The sequence below is a fragment of the Prevotella melaninogenica ATCC 25845 genome, from assembly GCF_000144405.1.
Lineage (GTDB): Bacteria > Bacteroidota > Bacteroidia > Bacteroidales > Bacteroidaceae > Prevotella > Prevotella melaninogenica.
Genome location: NC_014371.1, coordinates 476,418 through 488,488, shown reverse-complemented (window position 1 = coordinate 488,488; position 12,071 = coordinate 476,418). Strand labels below are relative to the sequence as shown.

The 12,071-nt window shown below is 39.3% G+C and carries 11 protein-coding genes; 10 read left to right on the top strand and 1 reads right to left on the bottom strand.

Annotated elements, in window-relative coordinates:
- Positions 1–723, bottom strand: a complete 723-nt coding sequence (locus HMPREF0659_RS09015; protein ID WP_013265851.1) for an RNA methyltransferase — start codon at positions 721–723, stop codon at positions 1–3.
- A gap of 217 nt (positions 724–940) precedes the next feature.
- Between HMPREF0659_RS09015 and tamL the strand changes: the two genes are divergently transcribed.
- The 10 genes from tamL to rpmB all read left to right on the top strand — a co-directional run bounded on the left by tamL (position 941) and on the right by rpmB (position 12,070).
- Complete coding sequence (gene tamL / locus HMPREF0659_RS09010) at positions 941–3,205, top strand: translocation and assembly module lipoprotein TamL (RefSeq protein ID WP_013265768.1); 2,265 nt, start codon at positions 941–943, stop codon at positions 3,203–3,205.
- A gap of 122 nt (positions 3,206–3,327) precedes the next feature.
- Positions 3,328–4,134 carry an MBL fold metallo-hydrolase gene (locus HMPREF0659_RS09005; protein ID WP_013265223.1) on the top strand — a complete coding sequence of 269 codons (807 nt, stop codon included), beginning with the start codon at positions 3,328–3,330 and terminating at the stop codon, positions 4,132–4,134.
- A gap of 198 nt (positions 4,135–4,332) precedes the next feature.
- The gene (rd, locus tag HMPREF0659_RS09000) at positions 4,333–4,497 is read left to right on the top strand and encodes a rubredoxin (RefSeq protein ID WP_013265795.1); all 165 of its coding nucleotides are present in this window, start codon (positions 4,333–4,335) and stop codon (positions 4,495–4,497) included.
- A 707-nt stretch (positions 4,498–5,204) separates the two neighbouring features.
- Positions 5,205–5,714, top strand: a complete 510-nt coding sequence (locus HMPREF0659_RS08995) for a DMP19 family protein (protein ID WP_013265644.1) — start codon at positions 5,205–5,207, stop codon at positions 5,712–5,714.
- The gene (gene smpB, locus HMPREF0659_RS08990) at positions 5,707–6,186 is read left to right on the top strand and encodes an SsrA-binding protein SmpB (protein ID WP_013265180.1); all 480 of its coding nucleotides are present in this window, start codon (positions 5,707–5,709) and stop codon (positions 6,184–6,186) included. The genes HMPREF0659_RS08995 and smpB overlap by 8 nt, the downstream gene beginning before the upstream one ends.
- Positions 6,187–6,192: 6 nt before the next feature.
- Positions 6,193–8,940, top strand: a complete 2,748-nt coding sequence (gene metH, locus HMPREF0659_RS08985) for a methionine synthase (RefSeq protein ID WP_013265413.1) — start codon at positions 6,193–6,195, stop codon at positions 8,938–8,940.
- Positions 8,941–9,214: 274 nt separating this feature from the next.
- Complete coding sequence (map, locus tag HMPREF0659_RS08980; RefSeq protein ID WP_044046184.1) at positions 9,215–10,075, top strand: type I methionyl aminopeptidase; 861 nt, start codon at positions 9,215–9,217, stop codon at positions 10,073–10,075.
- Between the two features lie 36 nt (positions 10,076–10,111).
- Positions 10,112–11,143: a tRNA (adenosine(37)-N6)-threonylcarbamoyltransferase complex transferase subunit TsaD gene (gene tsaD / locus HMPREF0659_RS08975; RefSeq protein WP_013265291.1), complete on the top strand. Its 1,032-nt coding sequence runs from the start codon at positions 10,112–10,114 to the stop codon at positions 11,141–11,143.
- Positions 11,144–11,177: 34 nt separating this feature from the next.
- Positions 11,178–11,681 carry a CinA family protein gene (locus HMPREF0659_RS08970; protein ID WP_013265917.1) on the top strand — a complete coding sequence of 168 codons (504 nt, stop codon included), beginning with the start codon at positions 11,178–11,180 and terminating at the stop codon, positions 11,679–11,681.
- 125 nt (positions 11,682–11,806) lie between these two features.
- A complete protein-coding gene (rpmB, locus tag HMPREF0659_RS08965; protein ID WP_004359782.1) occupies positions 11,807–12,070 on the top strand; it encodes a 50S ribosomal protein L28 in 264 nt (87 codons plus the stop codon).
- The last annotated feature ends 1 nt before the right edge of the window (position 12,071 follow it).

Below are 12,071 nucleotides of genomic sequence, written 5' to 3'. Positions count from 1 at the left end.
TTATCGTCTTCTGAACTCAGCACAAACGATAGATGTTGCGATAGCAACATTCAAAGACTCTGCCGTTTCACGCTCTGGAGGATAGTTTGGAATCAGAAGTTTTCGGTTAATCTTTGTTCTAAGCTGGGAAGATATACCATTTCCCTCATTTCCCATTACAATCATTCCGTGACGAGAGAGTTCTTGACTATAGATGTTATTACCATCCAAAAGCGTGGCATAGATAGGGTAGTCAACAGGGAGATAGTCTATCAACTCATTCAAGTTTAAGTAATGAAGCTTTACTCTTGCAATACTTCCCATCGTTGCCTGCACAACCTTTGGGTTCCAGCAGTCAGCTGTCTCATACGAACTGAAAATGTTTTCAATTCCAAACCAATCTGCAATTCGAATGATTGTACCAAGATTACCAGGGTCTTGCACGCCATCAAGGGCTAATACAAGTTGATTATCAATGTATTTATTAAATAGACTTAAGTAATCATTTGTTACTTTACTATCTTCTTCTGGCATTTTGAAAACACCCAAAACAGGCTGTGGATGTTGGAGAAAAGAAACCTTTTTGATATCTTCAATATCTTCTAAAATCTCATCAGCCACAAACCCTTCGTGTAGCAAATCATTGACAACTTTGGGTCCTTCTGCTACAAATAATCCTACTTTCTCTCTGCCTTTTTTCGTCTCAAGAGAACGGATAAGCTTTATCTTATTTTTTGATATCACTTCGCAAATTTACAAAAAACTATCCACTCGCCGACTATTACTTCTTAACTTTTTACTACCTTTGCATAAAATAAGCTGCGTTCGGCAAATTGAAAGTCTACTTTCTTTGCACTCACTTGCATTATTTTTGCATAAAATAAGCTGCGTTCGGCAAATTGAAAGTCTACTTTCTTTGCAATTACGTGTATTATTTTGGGATTAACAAATTAGAATATCAATGCTATTTCCAAAGTCACATAGATTTCTCACACCCCTCCTTATCGTTATGACTACACTTGTTGTCATAGCGTGTTCATCAGATAAGTTTGTACCTGATGGGCAATATCTTTTGGATAAGGTAGAGCTACGTTCTGATAGAAAGGACGTTAACTCATCACTTCTGATGCAGTACGTACGTCAAAAAGGTAACTCACGTTGGTTCTCTCTCTTTAAGATTCCATTAGGAACTTACGCTATGGCGGGAGAAGATACAACAAAATGGATTAACCGTACACTACGTAGAATGGGAGAGGAACCTGTATTGTATGATTCTGTTCAGGCTCGCCTTTCTTCAGAAGATTTGACGGTTGCAATGCAGAATATGGGCTACATGAATGCGACTGTAGACGTAGAGAAAAAGGTTAAAGGAAAGAAACTGACCCTTAACTACCTACTTCACCCAGGCAACCCTTATATTATTAATCGATTTAACTATGAGATAGAGGATTCTGTCATTGAAAGAGTACTTGCTCCTTACCTCAAAAAAGATACTGATCGACCACATCAGTTTACCGTTACATCCTTGGATGACGAGCGTAAAAGACTGACACATATCCTGAATGACTCTGGTTTTTACAGATTTCATAAGGACTTCATGTATTATACTGCAGACTCTACGCAAGGTAGACAGCATGTAAACGTGACCTTACACTTAATGAAATACGTTGAGAATAGTGATGCTAAACCAACATTACACCCACGCTATATCATCAATAACGTCAATTTTATTCCAGGTGATTCTACAGGTTTTCATCTTAGAAAGGGAGTATTGGAAGACAATACGCTAATAGAAAAAGGCAAATACTTCTCGGCTACAGACTTACAAAAGACTTATAACAACTTCTCTCGTCTTGGTGCAGTACGCTATACGAACATCAATTTTAGGGAAGTTCCTCGCTATGATAGTTTGGTGATAGGTAAGACATTTACCTATACAACATCTTCTACACATTATTTAGATGCTGATATTCAGGTTTCAAACAATAAGCCAAACACCATCTCTTTCCAACCAGAAGGAACAAATACAGCAGGAGATTTAGGTGCAGCAGCCGTACTTTCTTATCAGAATAGGAACCTTTTTAGGGGTAGTGAACATTTAAGTTTGGAGTTCCGTGCTGCTTTTGAGGCCATCAAAGGTCTTGAGGGCTATAAGAATAGCGACTATGAGGAGTATAGTGTACAAGCACATCTACAGTTCCCTCGCTTCTTAGCTCCATTCATATCAAAGAACTTTAAGAGAAAGAGTAGTGCAACATCAGAGGTATCTGTGGGCTGGAATCTACAAAACAGACCAGAGTTCCATCGTCGAGTCTTTTCTTCTGCTTGGAAATATCATTGGTTAGATCCTGTTCGTCACCTTACATACGACTTTGATCTCCTTAACCTCAGCTACGTATATATGCCGTGGATTAGCGAGACCTTTAAGCATGATTACCTCGACAATGCGACAACACGCAATGCCATTCTTCGATATAACTATCAAGATTTGTTTATTTTACGAACAGGTTTTGGTGTGAATTATAGTGGTGCAAACCAAGCATTCAGAGCAAGAATGGAATTGGCAGGCAACTTACTGAATGGCTTGAGTGGTGTCTTCAACTTTAAAAAGAATAGCGAAGGAAAACGAACACTTTTCAATATTGCCTATGCACAATATGCAAAGTTCGACTTCGATTATACTAAGATACTACGATTTGACGAGCGTAACTCCTTAGCCTTACATGGTGGCTTGGGCATTGCGATACCTTACGGCAACAGTACTGTACTTCCATTTGAGAAACGTTATTTCTCTGGTGGTGCCAACTCTGTTCGCGGTTGGAGCGTAAGAGAGTTGGGACCAGGTAAGTTTAAGGGTGTTGATGGTCGAATAGACTTTATCAACCAGACTGGTGATATGAAGCTTGATTTGAACGCAGAGTATCGTACACATCTGTTTTGGAAACTTGATGCAGCAGCCTTCATAGATGCAGGAAACATATGGACACTACGTGACTATGCTGACCAACCAGGCGGACAGTTTAGCTTTAAGAGTTTCTATAATCAAATAGCGGTTGCATACGGACTTGGTTTACGACTCAATTTCGATTACTTCATACTTCGATTTGATGGTGGTATGAAAGCCATTAACCCTGCTTATACAAGTACGGAAGAGCATTATGCTTTATGGCATCCAAATCTAAAACGAGACTTTACGTTCCATTTCGCCGTAGGACTTCCATTTTAGTCATTTCATAGATACTTTTATGTTTAATTATTCCTAAAAGTAAAGTGTATAATAAGGCAGATATAAACAATAATTTTGTCTATCAAAATACTTTTGTTACATTTGCCTAAAATAAAAATATAATGCTGAAGTTTTTATCTTTCGGCAGTGGTAGTAGTGGTAATTGCTATCTTTTATATACTGACACAGACTGTCTAATGATTGATTGTGGTGTTGGTATTCGCTCATTAAAGAAGCATTTCCACAACTATGGTCTGCAATTAAATATGGTTCATAATGTGCTCATCACCCATGATCATGCCGATCATGTGAAGTCTGTTGGCTCTATAAGTGGTGATTTGCAACTACCTGTATATACAACAAAAGATGTTCATAGAGGAATTAGTCAGAACTGGTGTGTAAGACGTAAAGTCGATCAACAATACGTTAAATTCGTACAAAAAGGCGAAGAGATTACTATTGGTGAATTTAAAGTAACCCCTTTCGGAGTACCCCATGATAGCACAGACTGTGTTGGTTATTCTGTAGAATATGAGGGTATTCGATTTACATTAATCACCGATTGTGGACATATCACAGATGAGATTGCTCAGTTTATTTCTATTTCTAATTACTTGGTAATTGAGGCAAACCATGAACCAGAGAAGTTGGCTGCTGGTCCATATCCACGGCATTTAAAGGAACGTATCAGTGGACCAAACGGACATCTTAGTAATGAAGCCTGTGCAAAAGCACTTGTAGAGAATGCTTCACCTGCTTTACGACATGTATGGTTATGCCATCTGAGTGACGAGAATAATCATCCAGAACTGGCTAAGAAAACGATTGAGGCTGTTTTACGTGATAGTGGAATAATCATTGGAAAGGAATTTAAACTTGAAGTATTGAAACGAAAAATACCAAGTGAAATGTACGAATTAAATCCTTAAAGATTCTTTTTTTACCAAACATACAAGTATTGTATTTACCTATAAATCAATAAGTTTTGAATAAATAAGTAATATCAACCCTTTAATTCAATAGCATTTTTTAACTATTTAATTGTGTAATTATTACAAAATACTTGTAACTTTGCAAGCGATATAATTCAAATTAAATTTATTTTTAACATTATAAACAGAAGCATTATGAAGAAGTACGAATGCGAGACATGTGGTTATATTTATGACCCAGAACTTGGTGATCCAGATAGTGGCATTGAGCCAGGTACAGCATTTGAGGATATTCCAGATGATTGGGTTTGCCCTCTTTGCGGTGTAGGTAAGGATGATTTCACTCCAGTTGAAGAGTAATCAATTTATAACTATAGAATTAAAGCCTGCTCATTTTAATGAGTGGGCTTTTTCTGTATGGGTGAAAGATATTAGCTGAAGGTAGGAGAGATAGAATACAATGATTTCTTTATAGGGATAAGACATGTTGGATAGAATAAGGAAAGTAGAAATGTTTGCGTTAAAAGAAAGAAGAAGCACACTCTTTTGTCACATATTTTCATTACCAATAATTTAAAAGTGGCTTAATTGCGTTCTTATTAAGGCTTAATTGCCTTGCAAAAGACGCCCAATTGAAGGCTAACTAACGCCCTTTAAGAGTCGTATTAAGCACCTTGTATTTAACTACCCACACAATATTCTGATTTACAGAACATTACAAAGGTTATCAAAATATTGCTTTAAGACTCTTTTTCGAGTAAAAAGACAAAGATATATGTAAACATATTTCATAGCAAGCGTGATTAAAATTACGGATAAAAAGTCATTTAAAAAAAATAGCATAGGACAGATTTAAGTCTTTTAGAACCCTCTTTATTCGCTTGTATATAAGCTTATACGAAAGAAATACCTATTCATAAAGACATAATCGAGAAAAAAAAGTTATCTTTGCAAAAGATAAGCTGCACTCGGCAAAGTGGAAGCGAGTTACACTCAATAGTTTGAAGGCTGTTTCTCTCTGCTGATACATGCATAACCCTTAGAATTGTATTACAAAAGATATAACAATGATTGACGTCAAAATAAAAGATAGCGATATACGCAAAGCCGTTGAAGAAGGAATGGACAGTTTTGTTCAGGTCTTTGTTGATGCTATTGGCAATGCAATAGATAATAAGCTGACATTGGAAGCTATGCAGCAACTAAATGCTGATCAGATAACACTGTTAGCATGGAGTTATCTCCATCAGGAAGTGATGGATGGCGGTTATGTCCAGTTGATATACAATGGTTATGGTGCTTTTATCTTCAAAAATCCTTTTGCCGTAGCAATGCGCAACTGGGGAATTCGTGAGTTATACACACACATTCGTCACGGAAAAAAGTATTACGAAAAGTATCACGAGGCGATCGAAGCTGTTGAGTCTGACGAAGATTTCATGGCTTTATACGAACAGATGCCTGAATTTGACGAGTTTGATGATGAGTTTGTGGTCAATGAAGAACGTTGGTGTGCAATGATTGCAGCCTATATCGATGACCATATTGAGAATTTTGCAACAATTGAAAATGAATAAGGAACAACAAGAGAAAAGAAAGAAATCACCTATACAGATAAGAAACAAGAAAGCTTCTTTTGAATATTTCTTCGTTGATACTTACACAGCAGGTATTGTTCTTACTGGCACGGAGATAAAGTCTATACGTGCTGGTAAGGCTTCGTTGGTTGATTCTTACTGCTATATAACAAAAGGTGAAATGTGGGTTCAGGGGATGAACATATCTCCTTATTTCTATGGTTCGTATGCCAATCATGAGGCAAAACGTCCACGAAAGCTCCTATTGAACCGAAAAGAAATACGCAACCTTGAGGCTGACTCAAAGACTCCTGGCTTCACCATTATTCCAACACTTATCTTTATCGATGAGAACGGACGAGCAAAGGTCGACATTGCCTTGGCAAGAGGTAAGAAAGAATACGACAAACGCCAAACACTAAAAGAAAAAGAAGACCGACGAGAAATGGATCGGGCAAAGAAACATTATTAAAGCATAATGAAGTTAAGGGATAACATTAAAGATAGAATACTAATTTTAGACGGTGCGATGGGCACCATGATTCAAGGGTATAACTTGACGGAAAAAGACTTTCGAGGTAACCTTGAACTTTTACAGATGCTCAATTATCAGGGTAATAATGATATGTTGAATCTGTCACGCCCTGATATCATTGAGGATATTCATCGTCGCTATTTAGAGGTGGGAGCTGATATTATCAGTACTAACACCTTCTCTGCACAGCGCATTTCACAAGCAGATTACCACATGGAGAGTTTCTCCCGTGATATTGCCTTTGCAGGAGCGAAGCTTGCACGTAAGTGTGCTGATGAATATTCGACCGCAGACAAGCCTCGTTTTGTCGCAGGGAGTATTGGTCCTACGAACAAGACTTGTTCGATGTCGCCTGATGTAAGCGACCCTGCTAAGCGTGACCTTACGTATGATGCACTCTTTGATGCTTATAGCGAGCAGGTTGCAGCGATGATAGAAGGGGGGATTGATGCTGTTTTGATTGAGACTATCTTTGATACGCTTAATGCTAAAGTAGCAATTGATGCATCATTGTCAGAGATGAAGAAGGCGGGTATCGATTTACCTATTATGCTGTCAGTTACCATTACCGACCTGTCTGGAAGAACGCTTAGTGGTCAGACACTCGATGCTTTCCTTGCATCAGTATCGTCTTATCCTATCTTTTCTGTTGGTCTTAACTGTTCGTTCGGAGCAGAACAGATGCGCCCTTATTTGAAGGAGTTAGCTGCTAAAGCACCTTATTATATAAGCATCCATCCAAATGCAGGTCTGCCAAACTCGATGGGGGAGTATGATGAAACAGCAGAAATCATGGTGCCACAGATGGCTTCATTCGTGGATGAAGGGCTTGTGAATATCATTGGTGGCTGTTGTGGAACAACAGAAGAGTTCATTGCCGGCTACGTAAAGGTTGTTGAAGGAAAGAAACCTCATATACCTGTTGATGCGCCAAAGGAGATGATTCTCTCTGGGCTTGAGCAGTTCCGATTAACTCCAGAAATATCATTTGTGAATGTTGGTGAGCGTTGTAACGTTGCCGGAAGCCGTAAGTTCCTTCGCTTAGTCAAAGAAAAGAACTACGAGGAAGCGCTGACAATTGCTCGTAAACAGGTGGATGATGGAGCGTTAGTACTGGATATCAATATGGACGATGGTCTGTTGGAGGCAAAAGATGAGATGGCTCATTTCGTCAATATGATTTCATCAGAACCAGAGATTGCCCGTGTTCCATTGATGATTGACTCATCTGACTGGGAGGTAGTTGTATCCGCTTTGAAATGTGTACAGGGTAAAGCGATTGTCAACTCTATTTCTTTGAAAGAAGGTGAAGAGGTCTTTATTCGCCACGCAAAGGATGTACTGCGCTTCGGTGCAGCTGTTGTTGTGATGTGCTTTGATGAAGAAGGACAAGCAACAAGCTACGAGCGTCGTATTGAGATAGCTGAAAGAGCTTATAAGATTCTTACCGAGAAAGTGGGTTTCCCACCTCAGAACATTATCTTCGACCCAAATATTCTTGCTATTTGTACGGGTATGAAAGAGCATAATAGCTATGCTGTCGATTTCATCCGTGCAACGAAATGGATAAAGAAGAACCTACCGGGTGCGCACGTTAGTGGTGGTGTAAGTAACCTTTCATTTAGTTTCCGAGGTAATAACTATATCCGTGAAGCTATGCATGCCGTATTCCTTTATCATGCCATTCAGGTGGGTATGGACTTTGGTATTGTCAATCCAGCTACCAAAGTGACATACGCCGATATACCAGAAGACCATCTGAAGATAATTGAAGACGTTGTTCTGGATAGGGTAGAGGGAGCCGACGAACTACTGATAGAATTAGCTAACAAGATTCTTGAGGAAAAAGAAGCACAAAAGAATGGTGGTGCTACGCAGAAAGTTGCGCAGGAAGCATGGCGTAATGACATTTTGGAAGATAGATTAAAATATGCACTGCGCAAGGGTATTTCAACCTATTTGAATGAAGATATTCATGAAGCATTGGAGAAGTATCCACACGCTGTGAACATTATTGAAGGTCCTTTGATGCAGGGTATGAACGAAGTAGGCGACTTGTTCGGTGCTGGTAAGATGTTCTTACCACAGGTTGTCAAGACTGCCCGCACAATGAAAGATGCTGTAGCTATCCTTCAACCTTATATTGAAAAGGAGAAGGTAGATGGTAAGGCTATTGCAGGAAAGGTGCTATTGGCTACTGTAAAGGGCGATGTGCACGATATCGGAAAGAATATTGTGGGCGTTGTGATGGCTTGTAACAACTATGAAGTCATTGATTTGGGTGTTATGGTGCCAGCTGATCAGATTATTAAGAAAGCCAAGGAAGAGAATGTTGACTTGATCGGATTGTCTGGTCTCATTACACCAAGCCTTCAGGAGATGGTAAATAGTGTTGTAGCTTTTAAGGAAGCGGGACTGAATATTCCTGTTATGATTGGTGGCGCAACAACCTCTCAACTTCATGTTGCACTGAAGATTGCTCCATTATACGACGCCCCAGTTGTATGGGTTAAAGACGCTTCTGTCAATCCTTCCATAGCAGCCGCACTGCTTAATGAAAAAGAGCGTGAACGCTTCTGCAAAGAGTTAGACGCAACATACGAAAAGCTAAGAGCTGGTTATAAAGAAGAACAACAAAAGGTTTTGTCTCTAAGTAAGGCAAGAGAGAACAAACTAAACCTTTTTGATTAAGAATAAAGACTTAACAAACAGAATTATTACCAAACATTGGTAGAAGTACCTCAGGTGAGATTCATGTAGATTTAGTACCCCTTACTTGATTACATTCCAGTAGACTGTTGTACGATATATCAAATAAGACTCTTCTGTAAGAAAGGACTTGATTTATTTTGTTTTGTCTTTGAATTATAGTACTTTTGCAGAAACTAAGCAGCACTCCACAAAATAGAAACATGATTTCTTGTGTTTGCTTGCTTTATTCTTGCAAAAAGATAAAATTGACGATATGCAGTTGAAAAAGAAAAGGTGGCATTGTCTTCCAGGACAGGAGCCTACCGAAATGGACTTAAAGATAATGGCTCTTGAGAAGAAGGGCAAACTCGTTCCTACACGTGATATGATTAAGACACCTGAGCAGATTGAAGGTATCCGAAAGAGTGGTATAGTCAATACTGGCTGCTTGGATGCTGTCGCTGAGGCTATCCACGCAGGAATGAATACTCAGGAGATTGATGATATCTGTATGCAGTATTGCAAGGACCACGATGCAATCCCTGCCTGCTTGAACTATGAGGGATATCCTAAGAGTGTATGCACAAGTATTAATGAAGTTGTGTGTCATGGTGTTCCAAAGAAAGAAGATGTTCTTCAAGAAGGTGATATTATCAATGTTGATATGACTACGATAGTAGATGGCTATTATGCAGATGCAAGTCGTATGTTCATCATTGGAAAGACAACACCAGAGAAGGAACGATTAGTTCGTGTAGCGAAGGAATGCCTTGAAATTGGTGCTGAAGCTGCTAAGCCTTATTCCTTTGTAGGTGACATCGGTCATGCTATACAGAAGCATGCCGAGAAGAATGGCTATGGTGTTGTACGTGACCTCTGTGGGCATGGTGTAGGTATCGAGTTTCATGAGCAGCCAGATGTTGTTCACTATGGACATAAAGGTACTGGTATGTTACTGGTTCCTGGTATGGTATTTACCATTGAACCAATGATTAATATGGGCACATGGAAAGTCTTTATTGATGCTGACGACCCGTATGGTTGGGAGGTTATCACAGGTGATGAGAAGCCTTCAGCTCAGTGGGAGCATACTTTCGTTATGACAGAACATGGATTAGAGATTCTGACACATTAATGTCTTTTATTCTCTTAGGAGAGAATCTAACAGAAAATGGTAAAAGAAGATATTTATATATTAGGTATAGAAAGCAGTTGTGATGACACAAGTGCTGCCGTATTGAGGAATGGTGTTATCCTCAGTAATGTAACAGCCTCACAGGAGGTACATAAAGCATACGGAGGAGTTGTTCCTGAACTTGCTTCAAGAGCTCACCAACAGAACGTGGTTCCTGTTGTTGACCAAGCGTTGAAGCGTGCAGGTATTACTAAAGAACAACTTTCAGCCATTGCATTTACACGTGGTCCTGGATTGATGGGTAGTCTTTTGGTTGGTGTAAACTTTGCCAAAGGTTTTGCTCGTTCATTGAATATCCCAATGATTGAGGTAAACCATTTGCAGGGTCATGTCATGGCTCACTTCATCAAGGAAAGCGATGACGACAATCACATGCCTCCATTCCCATTCCTTTGTCTCTTAGTATCTGGTGGTAATTCTCAGATTGTTAAGGTGAATGCTTATAACGATATGGAAGTACTCGGTCAGACTATTGACGATGCTGCTGGTGAGGCAATAGACAAGTGTTCTAAGGTAATGGGACTCGGTTATCCTGGTGGTCCAATCATTGATAGACTTGCTCGCCAAGGTAATCCTTTGGCTTATAAGTTTGCAGAACCAAATGTAGCAGGTTTTGATTACTCTTTCTCTGGTCTTAAGACATCATTCTTATATAATATGAGGAAGTGGGTACAGGAAGACCCAGACTTCATCGAGCATCATAAAGAAGACATTGCAGCCAGTCTTGAGCATGCGATAGTCGACATACTTATGAAAAAGCTACGCTTAGCGGTTAAAGAGACAGGCATTAAGCATGTAGCCGTTGCGGGTGGCGTATCAGCTAATAATGGTCTTCGTAATGCGTTCCATGACCATGCAGAGCGTTATGGTTGGACAATTTACATACCAAAGTTTAGCTATACGACAGACAATGCAGCAATGATTGCCAGTGTAGGTAACTTCAAGTATCAAGACAAAGACTTTACACAGATGGATATCCCAGTATTTAGTAAAGTAACTTTTGAATAATAACAAAATTAAGTCCTATAATAAGAATAAGTTTATGGAATTTGAAAGTAAGATAATATCACGTCAGATTGGTGACATCCTTTATGCTTCAGGTTACACAATTGGAACAGCAGAAAGCTGCACAGGTGGTCGTATCAGCGAAGCAATTATGGCTATCCCAGGATCATCTAATTATTATAAAGGAGGAGTAGTTGCTTATACGGATGAAGTAAAGGAGAAACTACTTGGCGTATCTCACGAAGTACTTGAGGAGAAAAGTGCAGTATCAGAGGAGGTTGCACGTGAGATGGTATTAGGCACTATAAAAACTATTGGAGTAGACTTTGCCATTGCATCTACAGGAGTAGCTGGCCCTGGAGGCGGTACAGCAGAACATCCAGTGGGTACTATTTGGTTGGCATATGGCAACAAAGATGACGTAAGAACATTTAAGTTAACCGAAGACTTCGGACGTGACATAAATCTTGCCATTGCAACAAACAAAGCAATCCGTCTATTCCTTGATTTCTTAAAAGAATTAGATATTAAGTCCGAATAAACTCGCAAAAAAGCTTAAAAGCAACAATTATTGTAGTAAAAGTTTTGCTTATTTGAAACTTTTTTGTAATTTTGCACCCTGTTTGGAATAGGTATCAATTAACGAATCACAAAACAAAGATAGAAATGTCTAAGATTTGTCAAATCACAGGAAAGAAGGCACAGATAGGTTGTAACGTGTCTCACTCAAAGCACCGTACAAAGAGAAGCTTTGACGTTAACCTCTTCAGCAAGAAGTTCTACTACGTAGAGGAGGCTTGCTGGATTCAGCTGAAGATTAGTGCTGCTGGTCTTCGTCTTATTAACAAGGTAGGTCTTGATGCAGCACTCAAGCAGGCTGTTTCTAAGGGTTATGTTGACTGGAAGGACATTAAGGTAATAGGAGACTAAA

Bases quoted from the DNA above. Each gene is read 5' to 3' on its own strand.
- tamL (WP_013265768.1), top strand. From the start codon at position 941: ATGCTATTTCCAAAGTCACATAGATTTCTCACACCCCTCCTTATCGTT.
- HMPREF0659_RS09005 (WP_013265223.1), top strand. From the start codon at position 3,328: ATGCTGAAGTTTTTATCTTTCGGCAGTGGTAGTAGTGGTAATTGCTAT.
- rd (WP_013265795.1), top strand. From the start codon at position 4,333: ATGAAGAAGTACGAATGCGAGACATGTGGTTATATTTATGACCCAGAA.
- HMPREF0659_RS08995 (WP_013265644.1), top strand. From the start codon at position 5,205: ATGATTGACGTCAAAATAAAAGATAGCGATATACGCAAAGCCGTTGAA.
- smpB (WP_013265180.1), top strand. From the start codon at position 5,707: ATGAATAAGGAACAACAAGAGAAAAGAAAGAAATCACCTATACAGATA.
- metH (WP_013265413.1), top strand. From the start codon at position 6,193: ATGAAGTTAAGGGATAACATTAAAGATAGAATACTAATTTTAGACGGT.
- map (WP_044046184.1), top strand. From the start codon at position 9,215: ATGCAGTTGAAAAAGAAAAGGTGGCATTGTCTTCCAGGACAGGAGCCT.
- tsaD (WP_013265291.1), top strand. From the start codon at position 10,112: ATGGTAAAAGAAGATATTTATATATTAGGTATAGAAAGCAGTTGTGAT.
- HMPREF0659_RS08970 (WP_013265917.1), top strand. From the start codon at position 11,178: ATGGAATTTGAAAGTAAGATAATATCACGTCAGATTGGTGACATCCTT.
- rpmB (WP_004359782.1), top strand. From the start codon at position 11,807: ATGTCTAAGATTTGTCAAATCACAGGAAAGAAGGCACAGATAGGTTGT.